This is a genomic window from Marixanthomonas ophiurae, from assembly GCF_003413745.1.
Lineage (GTDB): Bacteria > Bacteroidota > Bacteroidia > Flavobacteriales > Flavobacteriaceae > Marixanthomonas > Marixanthomonas ophiurae.
In genome coordinates, this window is record NZ_QVID01000001.1 from 1,736,641 (window position 1) to 1,756,456 (window position 19,816).

The 19,816-nt window shown below is 33.2% G+C and carries 22 protein-coding genes; 8 read left to right on the forward strand and 14 right to left on the reverse strand.

All coding sequences use genetic code 11. The features are described from left to right. Window positions 1–47 precede the first annotated feature (47 nt). The gene (locus DZ858_RS07975; RefSeq protein WP_117159033.1) at window positions 48–443 is read right to left on the reverse strand and encodes a hypothetical protein; all 396 of its coding nucleotides are present in this window, start codon (window positions 441–443) and stop codon (window positions 48–50) included. Window positions 444–566: 123 nt separating this feature from the next. On the opposite strand from DZ858_RS07975, the gene DZ858_RS07980 reads away from it, so the two are divergent. Together DZ858_RS07980 and DZ858_RS07985 are read left to right on the forward strand one after the other, a co-directional pair. Then, a complete protein-coding gene (locus tag DZ858_RS07980) occupies window positions 567–1,004 on the forward strand; it encodes an Lrp/AsnC family transcriptional regulator (protein WP_117159034.1) in 438 nt (145 codons plus the stop codon). A gap of 102 nt (window positions 1,005–1,106) precedes the next feature. Next, window positions 1,107–1,352 carry a hypothetical protein gene (locus DZ858_RS07985; RefSeq protein ID WP_117159035.1) on the forward strand — a complete coding sequence of 82 codons (246 nt, stop codon included), beginning with the start codon at window positions 1,107–1,109 and terminating at the stop codon, window positions 1,350–1,352. Window positions 1,353–1,365: 13 nt separating this feature from the next. Here the strand turns inward: DZ858_RS07985 and DZ858_RS07990 are convergent, their stop codons facing one another. Beyond that, on the reverse strand, window positions 1,366–2,622 hold the full coding sequence (locus DZ858_RS07990; RefSeq protein ID WP_117159036.1) for an MDR family MFS transporter: 1,257 nt from the start codon (window positions 2,620–2,622) through the stop codon (window positions 1,366–1,368). Window positions 2,623–2,901: 279 nt separating this feature from the next. On the opposite strand from DZ858_RS07990, the gene DZ858_RS07995 reads away from it, so the two are divergent. Continuing rightward, window positions 2,902–3,510, forward strand: coding sequence for a DUF1684 domain-containing protein (locus DZ858_RS07995; protein WP_117159037.1), 609 nt, complete (start codon window positions 2,902–2,904; stop codon window positions 3,508–3,510). Here DZ858_RS07995 and crcB read toward each other — a convergent pair. Beyond that, complete coding sequence (gene crcB / locus DZ858_RS08000) at window positions 3,507–3,878, reverse strand: fluoride efflux transporter CrcB (protein WP_117159038.1); 372 nt, start codon at window positions 3,876–3,878, stop codon at window positions 3,507–3,509. The two genes, DZ858_RS07995 and crcB, sit on opposite strands and share 4 nt — an antisense overlap. Then, complete coding sequence (locus DZ858_RS08005; protein ID WP_117159039.1) at window positions 3,879–4,940, reverse strand: SRPBCC family protein; 1,062 nt, start codon at window positions 4,938–4,940, stop codon at window positions 3,879–3,881. A 120-nt stretch (window positions 4,941–5,060) separates the two neighbouring features. On the opposite strand from DZ858_RS08005, the gene DZ858_RS08010 reads away from it, so the two are divergent. Then, window positions 5,061–7,097 carry a dipeptidyl-peptidase 3 family protein gene (locus DZ858_RS08010; RefSeq protein ID WP_117159040.1) on the forward strand — a complete coding sequence of 679 codons (2,037 nt, stop codon included), beginning with the start codon at window positions 5,061–5,063 and terminating at the stop codon, window positions 7,095–7,097. A gap of 160 nt (window positions 7,098–7,257) precedes the next feature. Here the strand turns inward: DZ858_RS08010 and DZ858_RS08015 are convergent, their stop codons facing one another. From DZ858_RS08015 to DZ858_RS08055, 9 genes are all read right to left on the reverse strand, one after another. Next, window positions 7,258–8,043, reverse strand: coding sequence for a hypothetical protein (locus tag DZ858_RS08015; protein ID WP_117159041.1), 786 nt, complete (start codon window positions 8,041–8,043; stop codon window positions 7,258–7,260). Then, entirely contained in the window at window positions 8,016–9,194 is a 1,179-nt protein-coding gene (locus DZ858_RS08020) for a CHASE2 domain-containing protein (RefSeq protein WP_117159042.1), read from the reverse strand. Before DZ858_RS08020 ends, DZ858_RS08015 begins: the two co-directional genes overlap by 28 nt. Beyond that, a complete protein-coding gene (locus DZ858_RS08025) occupies window positions 9,191–9,877 on the reverse strand; it encodes an ion transporter (RefSeq protein ID WP_117159043.1) in 687 nt (228 codons plus the stop codon). Before DZ858_RS08025 ends, DZ858_RS08020 begins: the two co-directional genes overlap by 4 nt. Window positions 9,878–9,913: 36 nt before the next feature. Then, window positions 9,914–11,698: a sel1 repeat family protein gene (locus tag DZ858_RS08030; protein WP_117159044.1), complete on the reverse strand. Its 1,785-nt coding sequence runs from the start codon at window positions 11,696–11,698 to the stop codon at window positions 9,914–9,916. Between the two features lie 45 nt (window positions 11,699–11,743). After that, window positions 11,744–12,253 carry a hypothetical protein gene (locus DZ858_RS08035; RefSeq protein WP_117159045.1) on the reverse strand — a complete coding sequence of 170 codons (510 nt, stop codon included), beginning with the start codon at window positions 12,251–12,253 and terminating at the stop codon, window positions 11,744–11,746. Beyond that, on the reverse strand, window positions 12,254–13,699 hold the full coding sequence (locus tag DZ858_RS08040) for a C1 family peptidase (RefSeq protein WP_117159046.1): 1,446 nt from the start codon (window positions 13,697–13,699) through the stop codon (window positions 12,254–12,256). It lies immediately after the preceding gene. Between the two features lie 23 nt (window positions 13,700–13,722). After that, a complete protein-coding gene (locus tag DZ858_RS08045) occupies window positions 13,723–14,388 on the reverse strand; it encodes a hypothetical protein (RefSeq protein WP_117159047.1) in 666 nt (221 codons plus the stop codon). A 27-nt stretch (window positions 14,389–14,415) separates the two neighbouring features. Then, window positions 14,416–15,117: a hypothetical protein gene (locus tag DZ858_RS08050; protein WP_147309579.1), complete on the reverse strand. Its 702-nt coding sequence runs from the start codon at window positions 15,115–15,117 to the stop codon at window positions 14,416–14,418. A gap of 64 nt (window positions 15,118–15,181) precedes the next feature. Then, window positions 15,182–15,589, reverse strand: a complete 408-nt coding sequence (locus DZ858_RS08055) for a response regulator transcription factor (protein ID WP_117159049.1) — start codon at window positions 15,587–15,589, stop codon at window positions 15,182–15,184. 341 nt (window positions 15,590–15,930) lie between these two features. Here DZ858_RS08055 and DZ858_RS08065 point away from each other — a divergent pair, with 341 nt between their 5' ends. Continuing rightward, on the forward strand, window positions 15,931–16,317 hold the full coding sequence (locus tag DZ858_RS08065) for a pyrophosphohydrolase domain-containing protein (protein ID WP_117159051.1): 387 nt from the start codon (window positions 15,931–15,933) through the stop codon (window positions 16,315–16,317). A gap of 52 nt (window positions 16,318–16,369) precedes the next feature. Here DZ858_RS08065 and DZ858_RS08070 read toward each other — a convergent pair whose 3' ends face one another. Further along, the gene (locus DZ858_RS08070) at window positions 16,370–17,440 is read right to left on the reverse strand and encodes a branched-chain amino acid aminotransferase (protein ID WP_117159052.1); all 1,071 of its coding nucleotides are present in this window, start codon (window positions 17,438–17,440) and stop codon (window positions 16,370–16,372) included. Between the two features lie 111 nt (window positions 17,441–17,551). On the opposite strand from DZ858_RS08070, the gene DZ858_RS08075 reads away from it, so the two are divergent. From DZ858_RS08075 to DZ858_RS08085, 3 genes are all read left to right on the forward strand, one after another. Next, a complete protein-coding gene (locus tag DZ858_RS08075) occupies window positions 17,552–18,097 on the forward strand; it encodes a DUF4920 domain-containing protein (protein WP_117159053.1) in 546 nt (181 codons plus the stop codon). A 2-nt stretch (window positions 18,098–18,099) separates the two neighbouring features. Continuing rightward, complete coding sequence (gene mnmD / locus DZ858_RS08080) at window positions 18,100–18,771, forward strand: tRNA (5-methylaminomethyl-2-thiouridine)(34)-methyltransferase MnmD (RefSeq protein WP_117159054.1); 672 nt, start codon at window positions 18,100–18,102, stop codon at window positions 18,769–18,771. 131 nt (window positions 18,772–18,902) lie between these two features. Then, on the forward strand, window positions 18,903–19,805 hold the full coding sequence (locus tag DZ858_RS08085) for a TIGR01777 family oxidoreductase (RefSeq protein ID WP_117159055.1): 903 nt from the start codon (window positions 18,903–18,905) through the stop codon (window positions 19,803–19,805). Window positions 19,806–19,816: the final 11 nt, after the last annotated feature.

Consider the following 19,816-nt stretch of genomic DNA (forward strand, 5'->3'; position numbering starts at 1 on the left):
ATCTTACGAATAAAAAAAGCCCGATATGAAAATATCGGGCTTTTTTTTTATAGGGTCAGCATCCAAGTGCGTTGTAATTTTCTAAACTTTTTCAATTCGTACCTAAGTAAATTTAAAAACTCTTTCCCATTGCTGTTAGAGTGCTCTAACCGTTCACAATTTTTATATAGTAGATTAGTCAATCTTGCTACTGAGGCTGCATGTTTGTGTTTTGCTTCAGAAAAAAGTTGACTTTCTGCCTTTAATATTTCAGGAGCTAAATTTGTAGATTGCTGCACAATATCCCCTGTAAAATAGATGTGAGGATCTTCCATTCCATCTTCTTTCAAACTAGCTAAATCGTGTGCTATATATTCTGAAACTCTTCGCGATAAAGCAAAAATCTCCTCAGCCTTTTTATAAAGGGCTGTCTGCGGAAATTTATTTGGAAGATGTGTTGCCATTATTAATATTTAAATATTGAAACCCAAATTTACTAAGAAAAACGATTAGTTGTCAGTTGAATTTAAGGTGTTTTGTTATATTTGGATTAATATTTAATGTATTTTAAAAATAAACTTTAAAAAATGATTGATGACTTAAATTGGAAGATTTTAAAGCATTTACAAAAAAACGCAAGACTGTCCAGTGCAGAAATAGGAAGACAAATTGGAATGAGCTCACCAGCAGTTTCTGAACGGATAAAAAAAATGGAGGATGCAGGTGTAATTCATGGATATCATACCGTGGTTTCTCCTTTTGAAGCTGGCTATCAATTAAAGGCAATTATAACGCTACGTGCCTTTATGGGAAAATTGAAACCATTTCTCGAAAAAGTAAAAACATATGATGAGGTTTTAAATTGTTACCGAATAACTGGTAATGAAAACATCGTGATGGAAGTAGCTTTAAGAAATCAAAAACACTTAGAGGCCTTCATCGATCAATTGATTGTATATGGCGAAACTAAAACCCAAATTGTATTATCTCATGTAGTTAAGAATAATGAAATTAAGAAAGCTTAACGTTTCATTTTAATTCAGTTAAAGTTATACCAATTAAGGTATTGTTAATATAAAAGTGAAGTGGCGTAGTTTAAATTTGTAATGAATCAACTACTACAAATTATGAAAAATTATACACTTCACTTTTTAATACTTACTATTATAACAGCTGTTATTGGGTTTTCAGGACTTGAATTTATTGGAGGCTCTGTAGTTCGATTTATTTGTTTAATTTCAGGTATTGGGTTACTTATTTCTTGTTTAGATTCAGTGCTTATTACTCGAAAAAATAGGAAATTTAAAAAACAAGTTGCACCTAAAAAGGTTAAAAGTGATTCTGGATCAAGAAACTTCAGTAATAACCATTAATTGAAACTGATTATTACTGAATAATTTCCTTTTCTATAGTTACTGTTTTTGATGGGTTTAGGTTATTTGATTTACTCATTAGTTTATGTAACCACCACACAGCCAAACATATTATCACAAGAAAAATAAACATTGTATACCAAGTAAGATTGAATCCTAAGCCATCTACAAGGTTCATACCTGCATTATGGCCAACAATGTGAGAAATTGAAAAACTCATACTGTACAACCCCATATAACTTCCTTTTCTTCCTTTTGGAGCCATTTCTAATGCTAGAGCATTTGAGAAAGGTGAACCTATCATTTCTCCAAATGTCATTAATATCATTCCTATTAACAATACACCACTCCAAGAGCTTATATTTAAAACAATAAAACTTATTGCCAAAAAGAAAACTCCCCAAAATGTAGCCATGGTTTTTGACATTTTTTTCCGTTCTAGCCAAGTTATTAAAGGCATTTCAAAAATTACAATCAATGCCCCGTTTATGAAAAATAACCATCCAATGAGATCCTCACTTAAAAAGTGTGCTTTCTCATAGTACAAGGGCATCACAGAAAAATATTGAACAAAACAGATGCTATTTGCCACCATAATGATAAAAAATAGAATAAAAAGTCCATTTAAGTATGGAGGAACTCCTTCTTTTTTTACTACTTTTTCTGTTTCATTTTCTTTAGTTTTTTTAGGCTTTAAGAGAATAAATAGACCAATAGAGGCTATCACGCAAGTAAGGCCATCAATCCAGAATAAAGAAGTATAACTAATAGTGGCTATTATAATACCACCTATTAAAGGTCCTATTGAAAAACCAAGATTAATAGCTAACCGAATAAGTGTTATACTCCGGGTTACATTACCAGGCTTACTATATACCTCACAAGCTACAAAAATGGCAGGTCGATATGCATCGGCTACTAAAATGAGCATGAAAATTCCGAAGCAAAACCCATAAAATGTATCTACAAACTGTAGAAAAACAAATCCTATACCTCCTAAAAATAAGCTGGAAACAATTACTTTGTAAAACCCTATGGTATCGGTCAATCTACCGCCAATCCATGTTCCAACTAAAGAACCTACCCCAAAGGAAGTCATAATCCACCCTACTTGCGGCAACGTAAACCCTTTTGCATTTACTAAATACAACGAAAGAAAAGGAATTACCATCGCTCCAGCTCTGTTAATAAACGTAACCAGTGAAAGCAACCAGATTTCTGGTGACAAACCCCGAAAGTTATTGATATAATTGATGTATAATTTTTTCATTTTGACTAGTATAAAAATAAAACGTCCCGGAATTTTCCGGGACGTTTTTATATTGATTTAATTTATGTTTACATAACTCAACACATACATATCCCGTTTCTATGGCTAATCACCACAGATTGTTTAACAGAATTATAGGTACGTTTTTTCATTTTTTGTTTAATTATTTATTCAAAAATAGTAAAAAATTGAATTCAATTTACATTTAAGGCACATTCCTAAAATATAATGCAATACGTATCTATTAAAATGATTTGTATATTGAGTTAAAATTTTAGTATGAAATATCTTTTTACCTCGGTTGTATTATTAATTTCTTTCTTCTCTTTAGCACAAACTAATGAAGAAATTATTCAGGGAATTGAAACCTATCACGCTTCAGAAAATGAAAAATTTGGAACTGTTGAAACTACTATTTTAACCGAAAAAGACTTTAAAGATTTTGAACAATTAGAATTTTATCCAATTGATGTATCATACAGGGTAAAAGCTGAATTTATAAGAACACCCAACGAAGAACCTTTTTTAATGCCAACTACAACAGAACGCTTACCAGAATATGTGAAATATGGAGAGGCTCATTTTACCATAGAAGGAAAAGACTTAAAGCTAAATTTATATAAAAGCACCGAACCATACAATGAGCCAGGTTACGAAGATTATCTTTTTTTACCATTTACAGACTTAACAAGTGGGGATGGCTCGTATGGTGGAGGAAGATTTCTAGACGCCAGAATTCCTGAGGGAGATACAATCGTTTTAGACTTCAATAAAGCGTATAATCCCTATTGCGCATATAATTCGCGTTATTCGTGCCCAATCCCACCTGAAGAAAACGACTTATTGGTTAGAATAGAAGCTGGCGTAAAAGCTTTTGATAAGCATTAAATAAATTTAACTAAGTACATTCCTGCAAATACTGCTGCAAAACCGATTACAAAGCTCGCTAGTGTATAGAGTGCAAAACTTAGAAAGTCACCAGATTTTAAAAAAATGTGATTTTCGTAAGCAAAGGTAGAAAAAGTAGTAAAACCGCCACAAAAACCTGTAGCAACTAATAATACAGTATTTTGAGAAACAGAACTATTTTTTAAAGCTAAGCCTAAAACAATACCAATAATAAAGCTACCTATAATATTAGCGGCAAATGTGCCATAGGGGATTCCCGTTTCTGTGCTATTTAAGTATTTACTAATCCAGTAACGTAATGAACTACCTACGCCACCACCAATAAATACCAATAATAGTTGTTTCATTTAAAGCGCTTCTGGTTTTGTTTTTTGAATTACCGGAATATATATTTCTGTAATCCAATTTGAAGGATTAGGAACGTCACCTGGATCTGTTGCATATACCTCAAACATATTGGCATCGGTGTTCATTTCCATATTGTTTTCTGCAATATACTTTTTTGTAGCTTCATAAGCTTCCGGAAGATTTGTATAATTTCCTTTAAGAGTAGTTTTAACAGCAGTAGTAGACTCCATAAAGCCTGTTAAAACGGGGCTGCCATCTGGTGTGATAACTCGATCTTTTATAGGTATAGCAGCTGAAAAAATTACAGCTCCGTTGGCTTCATCTATATTGTTATAGATTGTAAAAGGCATACCAGAAGATTGTATGTTATTCTGTTGCATATATCCCATAACTTGCCCCAGCATAGATCCCATTTTATCTCCAATTTCACTCTGTTTTGCTGCTGTGGTATTGTACATATAATAGCCACCGCTATAACGGGTTATGCCATCTACGTTAATAGCATATTGTTTCATACTTTCTTTCACAACTTCCTCAAGATTGTTTAGTCCACTGGCAAACATCTTGGAGATGCCCGTTTCCATATCGTCCTCTTGAAAGGACATAAAAACTTTTTCCATAAAAGATTGTTCACCTTTCATACCCCAAGTCACTTTCGTTTGTCCAGAGTTTTCAGTTTCTTCAAAATACCAATATACGTCACTTTTGCTATCGCCGATAGGTGTATTAAAAACAATCTCTTGTTGAATTTCTTTATTCGGTATTACTTTTACTGTTTTCATAGAACCATCACCTACAGCTTCGCTTGTCCAAGAATAAGAAGCTCCTTCACCTTCCGTTTTTTCGGCATAGTCAATTTTCATATTTTCATCTTCTTCCATCCAAGGTCCCCATTGCGGCCAACTTTTAAAGTCTTTCACATTGTTATAAACAACTTCAGCAGGAGCATTTATAACTTTTGTTTCAGCAACATCAAAACTGCCATCTTTAGTGGCAAAATAAATAGCTCCGCCAATTATGACAATTAAAAGTAAGAAAAAGAGGTATTTTAAAATTTTCATGTTAAGAGTTTGTTGGTTACAATCCATAAAGATAATCATTTTAACATAACAGCATAGTTTATAAACTTCCTTTGAGTAAAATGAATTTGCTACATTTGTTTAAATTTAAAAATCAACAAAATGAAGAATACTTTTATTATAGCTGCTGCTATGAGTGGGTTTTTGTTTTTTTCTTGTGCTGAAGAAAAGAAAGATAAAACCAATCAAGAAGTTGCTGAGGTGAAAACCGATGACTTTAACTATCAAGCAGATACCTTTGGTGATATTAAAGTGCTGCGATACCAAATCCCTGGGTGGGAAGACCTTTCTTTAAAGGAACAAAAATTAGTGTATTATCTTACACAAGCTGGTTTAGCGGGACGTGACATTATGTGGGATCAAAACTACCGTCACAACCTTAAAATTAGAAAAGCTTTTGAAAATATCTACACTTCATACGAAGGGGATAAAACTACTGATGATTGGAAAAACTTTGAAACGTACTTAAAAAGAGTTTGGTTTTCTAACGGAATTCATCACCATTACAGTACGGCAAAAATGACGCCTGATTTTAGTAAAGAGTATCTTCAAACATTATTAGATAATACTAATACTGAACTTACCGGCGAAGCTTTTGAAGTATTATTCAATGATAAGGATGCTAAAAAAGTAAACCTTAGTAAAGATGCAGATATTGTAAAAGAAAGTGCTATTAACTTTTACGGTCCAGATGTAACCACTGCCGATGTAGAAAAATATTACAGTTCTATTGAAGTAAACAAGGAAGAACCTATTGAAGTAGGATTAAACACTAAGCTCGTTAAAGAAAACGGAAAATTAGTTGAAAAAACCTGGAAAAGTGGCGGAATGTATGGTGCAGCTATCGATAAAATAATCGAGTGGCTAGAAAAAGCAGAAGGTGTTGCTGAAGACGAAAATCAAGCAAAAGCCTTAGGTTTATTAATTGAGTATTATAAAACAGGAAGTTTAGATACTTGGGATGACTATGCTGTTGCTTGGGTAAATTCTACCGAAGGTGATATCGATTGGATTAATGGCTTTATTGAAGTGTATAATGATCCAAAAGGGTATAAAGGTTCTTATGAAAATATTGTGCAGATTAAAGACTTCGATATGTCTAAAAAAATGGCTGTACTTTCACAAGAAGCACAGTGGTTTGAAGACAACTCACCTTTAATGAAAGAACATAAAAAGGACAGTGTAAAAGGAGTTTCGTATAAAACAGTAATTGTTGCAGGAGAAGCTGGAGATGCTTCCCCAAGCACGCCAATTGGAGTTAATTTACCAAACAACAACTGGATTAGACAAGCTCACGGAAGTAAGTCAGTTTCTTTAGGAAATATCATAAATGCATATAATAATGCAGGTGGAAGTGGCCGCTTACAAGAGTTTGCTCATGATGAAGAAGAGATAGCACTTGAAGAAGAATACGGAAAAAATGCAGATAAATTACATACAGCTCTTCACGAAGTTGTAGGGCACGCTTCTGGTCAGATTAATCCAGGTGTAGGGACGCCAAAAGAAACATTGAAAAGTTATAAATCTACTATAGAAGAAGGTCGTGCCGATCTTTTTGGACTGTATTATTTAATGGATCCAAAACTGCAAGAATTAGGTCTTGTTGAAGATTGGGAAAAAACTGGAAAAGCTGCTTACGATGGCTATATTCGAAATGGTTTAGTAGCACAATTAGTGCGTCTTGAATTAGGAGATGATGTAGAAGAAGCACATATGCGTAACCGTCAATGGGTAAGTGCTTGGGCTTTTGAAAGAGGACAAGAAGAAGGTGTTATCGAAAAAGTAACTCGTGACGAAAAAACGTATTACGACATCAAGGACTATAATAAATTACGTGAGATTTTTGGTGAACTACTACGTGAAACACAACGTATCACTTCAGAAGGGGACTATGAAGCTGCTAAAGCGCTTGTTGAAGATTACGGTGTAAAAGTAGACCAAGAACTTCATAAACAAGTAATTGATAGAAATAGTCAATTTAAATCACCTCCTTACAGTGGTTTTGTTAATCCTGTAATTGTTCCGAAAATGAACGAGGAGGATGAAATAGAAAGCTTTACAATTGAGCAACCAGCTTCTTTTGAAGAGCAAATGTTGATGTATTCTAAAAACTACGGAAACTTACCAGTAGAAAATTAAGATTATAAGTTAACGTATAATCAAAAACCTCCTTACAGTTCTGTAAGGAGGTTTTTTAATATGAAACAAAATTTAGTTAATTAGTTGATAAACCAAAGATAAGCTGTTCTAGCAGTAGATAAAATACCCAATTTCGGGTATATTGCTTCATCTTAGCATATTATTTACATAAATTATAAAACTGACATAGCTCTTCGTCAATCTCCTCTTGGTTTAAACCTAATTTTGATAGGTTTTCTGAAAGATTTGCAATTTCTTCCTTTTCTCTTTCATAGTCTGCTGTTGTAAGATACTTAAAGGTATTAAACTTAATTTGTGTGAAATTAGGGAACTCTTCTTGTGATACACCCCAAGAAAACGAATTTCCTTTAGTGAGAAGAACATCGTCAACAAAAAGTGTAATGGAGTTACCGTAAACACCTATTTTTGACAAGGTGTTTAACGTATTATTTCTTAAGAAAAAATAGTAATAAGCGTTTGGATTGTTTTCATCCCAAGAAAAAGTAATATCATTACTAAAAACACGAATACTGTCTTTTGGGGTTATTAAAATATCCAACAAATTGTCCCTATAAACATTACCGGTATGTTGTTTAGTGTTTTCAGCACCTTTTAATTGTTTCCAAACGTAGGTGAAATATTTTTTTGAAAAAGCACCATCGTCAATAGGTTTTGGGTAATTTTTAATTTCTGAAATTTTATAATTCCCAACATCGGCAAGTTCATATAAAGCTCCAGCTTTATCAATAAAAAGAGCCATATTTTCTTGCGAAATTTCTATAGCGCCATTACTAACCAACGTTCCTTTTTGTAGCGACTTGGTTGTATTTTCAAATTTATTAATAGGTGTCCCTTTTGTTTTATAAACTACATATTCCTGTGCTTGAATTGTAAGTGATGTTAAAAAGAGTACATATATTACTCTTGAAAAAAATAGCTTTTCCATTTGTATTTTTTATTTAATTTAAAAATCAAAATCTTATATAATCCAATAAACTCTACACTTAACACTAATACAGCTATAATCAATTCTGGTTTAAAAAGTATTTTATTTTTATATAACCACAACGAGAACCATAATAAGAAAACGGTAAATAGAAGCTGAACAACTTTTTTATTAAGCATATAACTAACAGGTTTTTTTGTACTTGCATACATAAAATATAACAATGCTATATATGTGATAATTACCGTTATTAAAAGAATAATCCATTTAGGGATTACTTTAATGAAGTCTTTGTTAATAAGCATTGCAATAATATTGGCATGTATAAGTACTCCAAACATATCTGGCGGACTTTTACCTGCTGTTTTAGTGTTTAAAGGAGTGAAAAATTTGTCTTCAATATCATAAACACTTGTATGTGGTGTACCAACGTAACCAACCAAAACAATTTTATCCTTTACAAAAAGATGTGTTTCAGTTTCCATAAATTCTTGATAGGAGAACGTAAAAAATTGATCTGTTGTCCCACTGTAATTTATGGGTATAGGTTTTGAAAGTTTGTTATTCATAGTTTCAGCTTCCCATTTTTCGCCTAAATATTTTTTTGAAACTAAAGTTGAAAAAGATGTTTGCGTAGTATCACTAAGATCTTGATAGCCTTCAAACTCACGAATAACATCTGTTTTTAAATTGAAGTTTAAATTAGAGTACCCAACAAGTTCGTGGTTTTTCTTAAAAGGACCGGCGTTGTAAGCCCAGGTGTCACCTAAAAATGCTTTGGAAAGAATGATGTTACCAGACTGTAAACTTTCTCCCAATAAAGAATCTAAAAAATTGTCTTTTCTGTCTTTGAATACTATATCGAGCCCTATAACCTTGGGTTCTTGCTTTTTTATATGTTCTATTAATTGTTGTATCTCAAACCTGTCTTTATGCTCTATATTAACCACAACAATGTCCTTAACAGGTTTTTTCTCAAACATTTCTTGTGAATAATAAAGGTCTAAAAAGCTAAAATCTTTAAAAGCATTTGTAAATGGATTGAATATGGAAAGGTTAACAATAAGAAAAGAAATCAGATATAAAATGATAACTGAAAATAAGAGGCACAGGCCGGCATCTTTCATTAATAGTTTGATGTTTTTCCTCATTTTTTATCTGTTTTAGTTGCTTTTGAAAGAGCAGCTGCAACAATACCTGCCGGCACGGTTACAATACCCAAACCAACAATTAAAATGCAGAAAGTAAATAATTTACCTCCAGTAGTAATGGGATACACATCGCCATAGCCTACGGTTGTCAAAGTTGATATAGACCACCACAAACTGTGGAAAATTGATTTAAATTTTTCTGGTTGAACTTCGTGTTCAAAATAATAAATGCCAACGGCAGATAGATATATTAAAATGGCAGTTATAAATAAAAATAGGACAACCTCTTCTTTGGCTTCTACAGCAGCTGCTTTAAAACGATTTAAGGCTTTATTGTAGCGAACAAGTTTCAAAACACGGAAAATTCTGAAGACCCTAAAAGCTCTCAGCGATCTTAGGTCTACCCCAATAGCGATATAAAATGGCAGAATTGCCAATAAGTCAATTAGTCCATAAAAACTGAAAATATATTTTAATTTAGAAGTTGCATAATACACGCGAAAAATATATTCAATAGTAAAAACCACTACACAAACAACATCGAAAATTTTTAAAAAAAGTATGGTGTTAGGATGAAGTTTTGGTATTGTTTCAACTGCAAAGGCAATCATAGAAAGCACAATGAGTATTTGAATAAAAATATCAAAACGTCTCCCTAATTTGGAGTTTATATTGGTAATCATGTTTTTTAAACGTTGCAAAAAATAAGGTTTGTTAGCTTACCATTCTCCTAACCTGGTCAGGTTATTAATAGCATCTACATTTCCTTGCCTAGCAGATTTTTTCCACCACTCTACTGCCAAATTTTTATTTTTTCGAATGCCTTTACCTTTATAATAGAGCCAGCCTATTCGTTCTTGAGCATATGCGTTACCCTTATTGGCAGGTGTTATATACATTTCAAAAGCATCAGAGTACATTCTTTGGTTAAAATAAGAATCTCCCTTAATCACCTGCTTTGCAATTGTTTCTACATCTGTTTCCTTTGTTTCTGTTTTTACGATAGGAGTAGGAGTTGGCTTTTTTGCATTTTCATCAGCCTCTATCTTAGCTAAACCTTCTGCTGCTTTTGGATGGTTTCCTTCTGCTGCTTTATTAAACCAAAAGCGTGCATTTTTCATGTTTTTAAATACGCCATAGCCTTCATAATAGCATGTTGCTGCCATGTATTGTGCCTCAACATAACCTTGTTGTGCAGCTGTAATGTACCAGTTTAATGCTTTACGGGAATCTTTATCAACTCCTCTTCCTGAGAGATACAAGTTTCCTAATAAGTGTTGGGCCTTCGCGTTTTTACTTTCTGCTGCTTTAGATAATAACTCGAATGCTTTATCGTATTCCTCATTTTGAATATAAAGGGCGCCTTTTTCTGCAGATTCTTCTACACTCATTCCATTAATACCTTCTTCAATTTTTTCAAATTCACTGGTTGCAATCACTTCAATGATGTCACTGTTTTTATCCGGATCTTGTGATCGTGTTAAAAACTGATTGCCAAAAGTAATCGCCTTATCGTAATTTTTATTTTGGTAAAATGATTTACTTAAGTGATAAACAACAGCTGGATTAGCAAAAAAGGCAGTATTGTTTATGGAGGATTGAGTGTATAACTCACTAATTTCTTTTATTCTTGGACTTTTATCTAACCCTTCTATACTTAAATAGTTAACATACGAATCCATTGCTTTTTCCTCATCATCTATTCCTGCGTAACAAATGGCTTCAAAATAGCGGATATCTTCAGTGTAGCCTTTATAATAGGTGTTTCTAGCAACACTCAATTGTTTCAAAGTCTTTCTATAGTCTTCTTTTGTTAAGGATTGATTTTTTAATTTGTTATCAATAATTTCAACCATCTTTAAGGCTACTTTATTTACGTCTTCTTTTCTAACTTTAATAGTAAGCGCTTTATTTTTTACCGATTTCCAGCCATCTTCAGCTTTTTGAGCTCTATCTATTCTAGCTGGGTGTGATGAAGATGCTTTTTCGGGTAACCTACTTGTTACTAATAACGTTTCTTCTAAAGAAGCTCCTAAATTAGCCAAAGCACGTCCGGCAAAATAATCTGCTTGTAGTTCATAATCATGATTACTACTACCGTTGTTAAGGCTATGACCGTTAAGGTGATGTCCAATTTCATGAGCAAGGACAAATTTACCAGACCAGTCGTTAGATGTACTGTTTATAAGTCCTTGTAACCAGTCGCTATCATAGATAATATACCGAACATCTTCACCGCCAATAGGAATTATTTTGGCTACTGCATTTTCAATATTTGAGCATTCTTTAAGCTCAAAACCCGCTTTGCTTACACCTGCTGTTTGTACAATTTCATTGACAATATCTTCTACCTCTTTTGGTGTGCTCATAAAGCCTAAACCAACGGTTTGACAAAGTTCATCTACCTCTTCTTCGGTATCAGCTTGTACTACATCTTGAAATTTTTGTGATAATACAGGGCTTACTGTGAAAAAAATGAAACCCCAAACTAGTATTTTCTTCATAATAAATTATTTATAAAATTTGTACAATACATTAATATTGTACTGCTACTTTTTTTCTTTTTTTAAAAACGAAACAAAATTGTCCCGTACGCTAATTACTTCTTGACCTTCTAAATTTATAAACCCTAATTTTTTATTTTTTGAATCTAATAAAATTGAAAGCTCACAATTTTCGGCACATAATTCATATTGATAATCAGGCTCAAATGCTATGCTTTTATCGTCAGTTGTATTGTAATTATTTGAGTTTGTAATTTCAGTAAGAAACGTATCTGCTTCTTTATTAATCAAACTACCTTGCTTAACTGCTTTTTTTCCATATTCATTAGTTGTTCCTTCAATTAATACATCCTCAATTTTATAAATAATTACTTTTTGAGTGTTTTGAACATGATCTAATTTTGCTATACCGACCGTTTCTTCTAGATTGATACTTTCTTTTTTAACTTCTTCCTCCTCTTTTACAATATCTTGCGAACTATACAGGCTCTCTTTTTGCCCTTTACAGCAAATTGTCAAGGCACATACCATTAGAGTGATAGCTATTTTTTTCATTTAAGATCGTTTTATGTCTAAGACCATCATTGCTGTTGTCCCTGTTTTAAATGTTGCATTAAATTTCATTTTGTCTTTTGACAGTTCTATGTTTTCCTTTGGAATTAAGCTATCATTAAATATTACATATAGTTTATCAAGCATGTCACCTTCTAGGGTGTCTAGCTGTTCTTTTACCTTTTTAGAATCTATTTTTTCTAATGAGAAGACAACAATTGTATAATCTGAATCCACATCTTTATTAAGCCTGAAAAAATACTTCTCTCCTGGAATTACCAGTTCGGCTTCTGTATTATCAAAATAAGGTGAAATTCCTTCTTGATGCGGGAAGAGTACTCCGTTTTCACCAGCGCTGTCTGCAGCAAATACATATACGTAACTTGGTTGATTAACCTTTGCATACATGCGGTATCTGGTTTCTTTTGGGTAGGATGCAGTAGTTTTATAATCACCTACTGTTTTTTCATCGGTTTCTTCTTCTTTTACTACATCTTGCCAACCAAGAACACTTTTTTTGAACGTAGCATCACCTTTAATAACCTCCATTGGATGGCCGCCTTTTAATTCGATTCGTAGTTCTCCTGCTAACGTTTTAAACTCATTTACTGGTTTGGGCTTCGGAATAATTTCTAAGGCATAGCGGGTATAGGTAACAAAATCATCATACTTTACCCATATGTATCCATTATTACCCCAATCTGTACCCCAACTGTTAATAATTTCAAAGGCTCCACCATATTTCTCATCGTTAAAGCCAACTACACACATGGCATGACCACCGCCTGTCAATTGATTATCTGGCACGTAAACACCTTTAGCTATATGCAGTGCTTTCTCTACTTTAAAACCAATTATTACAGGATTCCCGTTGTGAACGGCCCGTTTTACATTTTCTATTTTTTCTTGCTTTGTTTCGCTACCAACAATTACACGATTGTATTCTTTAATAACATTTGATTTCGCTTTTTCAAAGACATTTTCTGGTATGGCATCGTCACAAAATTGAGCATCTTTATAATCTTCAAAATAGGGAGAACCATCATTTATAAGTGAGCGTAAAGCCCGGTCTAAAGAAGCTCCTTTTTGGCAGTTATAACTATTTTCTTTGGTTGCAGCATTTAAATAGGTAAAAATAGGGGAGAAGGCTATTTTATTTATTTCTTCTTGGTCTTTTAACCCCAACTGTTTAGCTTCTACTATAGTGCGGCCGTAATAAGCTGTAGCCCAACCGGTACAAGTACCATATCCACCTTGGCTTCTAACTACCGGAGCATATTTTTTTATGGAGGCACTGGAGATATCTGCTAGATCATCAAAAAAAGCAACATTTTTTGGTTTTGACGGTATCTCTTCGTAGGCTTCATCATCAAACACCAACCCTGTGCCATGCTGAGCAAGACACAGAGAGGTGGTTAATAAAATAAAAAAGAAAACAAACTGTTTCATATGTGTTTTTTAAAGGCTTACAATTATATGCGCTCGGTTAATCCATCTTGGTCTTCAAATAATCTTCCTTCGCCTTCATCTATCAATTCATCTTCCGTATCACCAGTTTTTTCAATTATTATAAATCCAGATTCTACATTTAAAATGCCTTCTTCAGTTATAGTTCCTGAAATAGCAAGACCATTAGTTATTGAAACGGTGTTTCCAGATCCGGTTTGATTTACTCCGCTTGTTCTAATTATAATTGTAAAATTGTTCCCAGAACCAGTTATAAAAGATTCAGTACCTGTTTCTGTAGAAGTTGTATTTCCATCGGGATCTATTTGAGCACCTGTATATTCAATGCTTAAGTCATCATTGTCCTGGGAGAAAAATGAAATTCTCTTATCGAAAAACCCATCACCAATATCAAAACCATCGTCAGGAATGTTCGTTGCTTTTAAAACATTAGGGCTTATTAAATAACTTCCAACTACATCTGGAGGAGTTTTACCCGTATTAACATTAATTCCTAAGTCTAATAATCCTTGATAAGCATCTTCTGTTAAAAAGTCTATAATGTCATCCTCCGTTCCAGTAAAGCCTAAATCTTCACCATCTTCAAGAAAAGACGCTTCAGAATCAGTATCACAAGAAGACAATCCTAATAGCGATATGAATAGTGTAATATATAAGTATGATTTTTTCATCGTATTGATTTTTAAATTATAAATTTTTTAAAGGATGTTGAAACGTAAAGAAATGTTTAGCGTAACAGGAGTTTTGTTCTTAAATTTCACTTCGTCAACTTCACCATCAACTCCTAATAATTTTTCTTTATTGAATGCAAAAAGTGTTGGTGTTGTTAAAGCATCTGCTCCTACAAAAACGCCATTAACAATTTTCCAGGTTAATCGTAATCCACCTGCTACATAATAACTGCTTCCGTAGTTAGCTTCATCAGCTTTTCTTTGAAATTGTAACCATCCCAACCCTAATAGTGGAGATATTTCAAAATTTGTATCAATAGGATCACCTAATGCGAAATCATATTTTAAAGCAAAAAATCCATCATAAGCTCTAATGTCTTCTCCACCAATAATCGAGAAATAACCCATAGAGCCAAACCCTAAACCAGATTCGTTAAAGTCAGCATTTACAACTAGACCTATACCTACGTTAAAGATGTTCTCATCATTAGAAAAATTCTGCGTGTTCCCATCTTGTGTAATTTCAATTTCATCTATAAACAAGGGAATAGGCATAAACATAACACCTAAAGAGTATTCCTTAAATGTTTGTACCTTATCTTGAGTAAAAGATTCTTCTAAAGAATACTCATAAGTTTCTCCAGGGGCTTGCAGTAACATGCTAGTCTCTTGTGCTTTAGAAACGCTCCAGCACAAAACGCATAAAACAATAAGTGTAATTTTTTTCATAATTAAAATTTGGTTTATAATTTTTGTTAAAAGTAAGTTAAGACGGAATGTTACAAAATACCCATTATTGGGTATTTTTTGTAGGAAGTGGATTAATCGCTTTGTTTTCAGTGTATTTATAAGCTAAAGACTGTAGCTGTCTACTTCCTGTAATATTTAATTTTTTAATTATATTTTTTCTGTGAGTGCAAACGGTAGCCTGGCTTATAGAAAGCATTAATGCAATTTCTTTAGATCGAAAACCATTGCCAACTAAATTAAATATTTGAGTCTCTCTACGGGTAAGGTTTTTAACTTTGGGACTTTGCTGCTTGAGTACTAATGCATGGTAAATAGCCTTATCCAGAATTTTTTTGTTTTCTGAAATATGCTTTAAAGCATCCAGAACGGTTATCGTTTCACTAGTATTTAACTGAAACGAATGTTCTTTGGCTTCCTCTAGAAGTGTAGTTAATTTTGTGTAAATGTTCACAGCCCAAAAATAGAAGGGCTAAGGAATACATAAAATACCCGATTTTGGGTATTTTTTTGGTAATAGGCTCTTTTTTAAGCTAAATAATAGAGTAAGAAAATTTTTTTCAACCTTTTACATATGTTTTGATAGCTAATAGAAGCAAAATAAAAACAATAAAGCCAATAAGAATCCAAAAACTTCCTTTGTAGTATTTTTTATGAAGCTTTTTATCTTTTCGATAACTAAAAAGAATAATACCTATAAAAGCGATAGCAAAAATAGCAGCAAAAATCCATTGACCGATACTAAACATAAATGTGTAATTTTACGACTGCAAAAATACAATTAAACTACATATAATGAAGAATAAAATTGCTGCTGTTGCTGAATTTCATGAGGCTTTTGGTCTAGGAAAAAAGGAAATCCCAACAGCTACTCTAGGAAAGGAAAAAAACCTATTGCGTTATAAATTAATGCGAGAAGAGAATGAAGAATACTTGGAAGCTGCCAACGATAATGATTTAGTAGAAGTAGCCGATGCCCTTGGTGATATGCTCTATATACTGTGTGGAACAATCATTGAGCACGGCATGCAACATAAAATAGAAGAGGTGTTTAGTGAAATACAAAGAAGCAATATGAGTAAACTAGGTGCAGATGGAAATCCAATCTATAGAGAAGATGGAAAGGTCTTAAAAGGTCCCAATTATTTTAAACCGGACATTCAATCTATTTTAGACAAATAAAAAAAGCCGAAAGAAGTTCTCTTTCGGCTTTTAATTCTATAGAGTTAGCTTGTTAAGCTAAAGGATATCTCCAGCCAAAAGGATCTTCTGCTCTGTTTTGCTGAATATCCATTAATTCTTTTTTAAATCGAACAGCGTACCCATCGTTTGTTTTAGGAATATCGTAAACTGTTTCTTTGTAGCTAAAAGCACTTACTGGGCTAATTACCGCAGCAGTACCTGCTCCAAAGATTTCCATTAACTCATTGTTTTTTGCAGCTTCTATTAATTCTGAAACTTGAATCCTTCTAACTTCAGTTTTTATTCCAGCACGTTCAGCTAGCTTTAAAACGCTTTTTCTTGTTACTCCATCTAAAATTCGATCACTAATTGGAGCTGTAATCAAGGTGTCGTTAATTCTGAAGAAAACATTCATCGTTCCAGCCTCTTCTAAATACTTATGTTCATTAGAGTCGGTCCAGATTACTTGTTGAAATCCTTTTTCACGAGCCAAATTAGTAGGATAAAATTGTGCGCCATAATTTCCAGCTGCTTTGGCATAACCAACACCACCATCTGCAGAACGACTAAACTTTTCAGCAATTACAACACGCACATCACCTGTATAATAGGCTTGGGCAGGTGCCATAAGAATCATGAATTTATATTCATCTGAAGGAGCGGCCGAAACACCAACTTCAGTGGCCATAGCAAATGGGCGTATATAAAGCGAATTTCCATCACCAGGTTGTACCCAATCTTTATCAAGTTGTAAAAGTGTATGTAATGCTTCAAAAAAGAACTCCCTAGGAAATTCAGGAATCGCCATCCGTTTAGAAGAAATATTTATACGCTTAAAGTTCTCTTCAGGACGAAACAAAAACACTTCGCCATTATCATCTTTATAAGCTTTCATTCCTTCAAAAACAGCTTGACCATAGTGAAAAACCTTTGTAGCTGGCGATAACATTAAATTGCCATAAGGTTTAATCGTAGGATTTTGCCACTTCCCATCTTTGTAGTCACACTCGAACATATAATCTGTAAAATTCTTGCCAAAGGTCAATTTGTCAAAATCAACTTGATCTATTTTTGATTTTTTGATCTTTTCTATTGAAATATGCTCATTTGCGGTAAGACTCATGGAATACGTTGTTTAGCTGTCAAAATTAATTAAAAAATACTCTAAAAAAAATGTAAAAATTCCTTAAAATTGTAGAATTATAATATACGATTAATTTCTGAAAAAAATATCATGAAAAATATACTATTTGCCATTACTTTCCTATTTATAGCTATAAGTTGTAATGAGAATAAAAAAAGTGAAGAACTTAAAAACGAGACGACAACAGTAGAAGAAGTTGTTGAAACTTCAAAAGAAATGGCCTATCAGTCTTTTGGTGAAAAAATAAACGATCAAAATGTTATGACAGCTGCTGAAATGAAAGAAAAATTTGAGGCGATGAAAGTTGGTGATACTTCAGAAGTAAAGTTTCGGTCAAAAGTAAATTCGGTTTGTCAGAAAAAAGGATGTTGGATGCGCTTAGATATCGGTAATGAAGACGAAGCTTTTGTGAAATTTAAAGACTACGGTTTTTTTATGCCAAAAGACATCGCTGCCGATGAGGTTATTGTAGCTGGAAAAGCGTATGTTGAAAAAACGAGCGTAGAAGATTTAAAACACTTTGCAAAAGATGCTGGTAAAAGCGAAGAAGAAGTTGCTGCTATTACAGAGCCAGAACTTACGTATGCTTTTCTATCGCACGGAGTATTATTGCCAGAAACTGCTGAAAAGCAATAATAATGAAACGTACATTCCTTAAAACTGGCGATGGTTCTATAACGATTCATTTGCCAGATTGGGATGAGCAATACCATTCAAAACATGGAGCAATAGCCGAAGCTCAACACGTTTTTATAAATACAGGACTTTATTATTTTTGTGACAAATACACTACTAATACACTTTCTATTCTCGAAATTGGTTTTGGCACTGGGTTAAATGCTTTTTTAACCCTTCTAGAATCTAAAAACAAACAATTACAAGTAGAATATACTGGAGTGGAAGCATATCCAATTGATGTTAAAGTATTGGAAGCGTTAAACTATGCTAAGGTTTTAGATGTTTCAGAAGATGAATTTCAAAAACTTCATTCTGCAGAATGGGAAAGAAAAACCACGATTATTCCAAATTTTCAGTTATTAAAACGAAAACAATTTTTTTCTGAAATAAAAGATAAACAAATATTTCATCTTATCTATTTTGATGCTTTTGGAGCACGAGTACAACCTGAATTATGGACGCTTGAGATATTTCAGAAAATGTTTGATGCATTAAAAAACAAAGGCGTTTTAGTTACCTATTCAGCAAAAGGAAGCGTTCGAAGAAACATGGAGGCTGTTGGTTTTACTGTAGAGCGTTTACCAGGACCTCCCGGTAAAAGAGAAATGCTGAGAGCCTCGAAGAATTTATAAAACTCACTTCATACAATCTTTTTAACAACTTTAGCATATTCCAGTCTTAATATTGCGTTAAGTGCTTTGGGATTGCTTTATATATCCTGTAACTTTAAATAAAAAGCTATTAAAGGAGAATTGATTGATTTATGAAAGTATTGATAACGGGCGCGACAGGATTAATAGGTACACAATTAACAAAAGAATGCCATAAAGCAGGAATTAGTGTAAACTATTTAACTACAAGTAAAGATAAAATTGAAGATAAACCCAATTACAAAGGGTTTTATTGGAACCCTTATGAGGGTGAAATCGATGAAAATGCTTTTACCGATGTAACTACTATTATCAATTTGGTAGGCGCAACCATATCAAAAAGATGGACAAAAAGCTATCGGGAAACCATCTTGGAAAGCCGAACTAAAACAGCTAACCTTATTTATAATACTTTAGAAAAGACGAAAACAAGTGTAAAACATTTCATTTCTGCAAGTGGGGTAAGTATTTACCCAAATAGTGAATCCCGATTGTATACTGAAGAAGATACTGATGTTGATACTACTTTTTTAGCTGAAGTGGTTCAGGCATGGGAAAACGCGGCCGATCAATTTAAAAAACTAGATATGCGGGTGACAAAAGTGCGTACTGGTGTTGTTTTGGCAGAAGAGGAAGGTGCATTCCCAAAAATAGTTCAACCTATTGAAAAGGGTTTTGGAGCACCATTAGGGAATGGTAAACAATGGATGTCTTGGATTCATTTAGAAGATATTGTTTGTATTTATATCCACATATTAAAAAATGGACTTCAAGGGGTTTACAATGCAACTGCTCCCAATCCAGTTACTAATGAGAAAATGACTCGTAAAATTGCCGCATACTTAAAAAAAGACCTATGGTTGCCTAAAGTGCCAGGTTTTGTGCTGCGCTTAGTTCTTGGTAAAATGTCCATTTTAGTGCTTAAAGGACAATTGGTAAGTTCAAAAAAATTGGAAGAAAGCGGCTACGAGTTTAAATATGTAAATGTAGCACCTGCTATTAAAAATTTACTATAAAAAAAGACGGT

Coding starts and splice junctions, on each gene's coding strand:
- DZ858_RS07975 (WP_117159033.1), bottom strand. CDS start 443: ATGGCAACACATCTTCCAAATAAATTTCCGCAGACAGCCCTTTATAAA.
- DZ858_RS07980 (WP_117159034.1), top strand. CDS start 567: ATGATTGATGACTTAAATTGGAAGATTTTAAAGCATTTACAAAAAAAC.
- DZ858_RS07985 (WP_117159035.1), top strand. CDS start 1,107: ATGAAAAATTATACACTTCACTTTTTAATACTTACTATTATAACAGCT.
- DZ858_RS07990 (WP_117159036.1), bottom strand. CDS start 2,622: ATGAAAAAATTATACATCAATTATATCAATAACTTTCGGGGTTTGTCA.
- DZ858_RS07995 (WP_117159037.1), top strand. CDS start 2,902: ATGAAATATCTTTTTACCTCGGTTGTATTATTAATTTCTTTCTTCTCT.
- crcB (WP_117159038.1), bottom strand. CDS start 3,878: ATGAAACAACTATTATTGGTATTTATTGGTGGTGGCGTAGGTAGTTCA.
- DZ858_RS08005 (WP_117159039.1), bottom strand. CDS start 4,940: ATGAAAATTTTAAAATACCTCTTTTTCTTACTTTTAATTGTCATAATT.
- DZ858_RS08010 (WP_117159040.1), top strand. CDS start 5,061: ATGAAGAATACTTTTATTATAGCTGCTGCTATGAGTGGGTTTTTGTTT.
- DZ858_RS08015 (WP_117159041.1), bottom strand. CDS start 8,043: ATGGAAAAGCTATTTTTTTCAAGAGTAATATATGTACTCTTTTTAACA.
- DZ858_RS08020 (WP_117159042.1), bottom strand. CDS start 9,194: ATGAGGAAAAACATCAAACTATTAATGAAAGATGCCGGCCTGTGCCTC.
- DZ858_RS08025 (WP_117159043.1), bottom strand. CDS start 9,877: ATGATTACCAATATAAACTCCAAATTAGGGAGACGTTTTGATATTTTT.
- DZ858_RS08030 (WP_117159044.1), bottom strand. CDS start 11,698: ATGAAGAAAATACTAGTTTGGGGTTTCATTTTTTTCACAGTAAGCCCT.
- DZ858_RS08035 (WP_117159045.1), bottom strand. CDS start 12,253: ATGAAAAAAATAGCTATCACTCTAATGGTATGTGCCTTGACAATTTGC.
- DZ858_RS08040 (WP_117159046.1), bottom strand. CDS start 13,699: ATGAAACAGTTTGTTTTCTTTTTTATTTTATTAACCACCTCTCTGTGT.
- DZ858_RS08045 (WP_117159047.1), bottom strand. CDS start 14,388: ATGAAAAAATCATACTTATATATTACACTATTCATATCGCTATTAGGA.
- DZ858_RS08050 (WP_147309579.1), bottom strand. CDS start 15,117: ATGAAAAAAATTACACTTATTGTTTTATGCGTTTTGTGCTGGAGCGTT.
- DZ858_RS08065 (WP_117159051.1), top strand. CDS start 15,931: ATGAAGAATAAAATTGCTGCTGTTGCTGAATTTCATGAGGCTTTTGGT.
- DZ858_RS08070 (WP_117159052.1), bottom strand. CDS start 17,440: ATGAGTCTTACCGCAAATGAGCATATTTCAATAGAAAAGATCAAAAAA.
- DZ858_RS08075 (WP_117159053.1), top strand. CDS start 17,552: ATGAAAAATATACTATTTGCCATTACTTTCCTATTTATAGCTATAAGT.
- mnmD (WP_117159054.1), top strand. CDS start 18,100: ATGAAACGTACATTCCTTAAAACTGGCGATGGTTCTATAACGATTCAT.
- DZ858_RS08085 (WP_117159055.1), top strand. CDS start 18,903: ATGAAAGTATTGATAACGGGCGCGACAGGATTAATAGGTACACAATTA.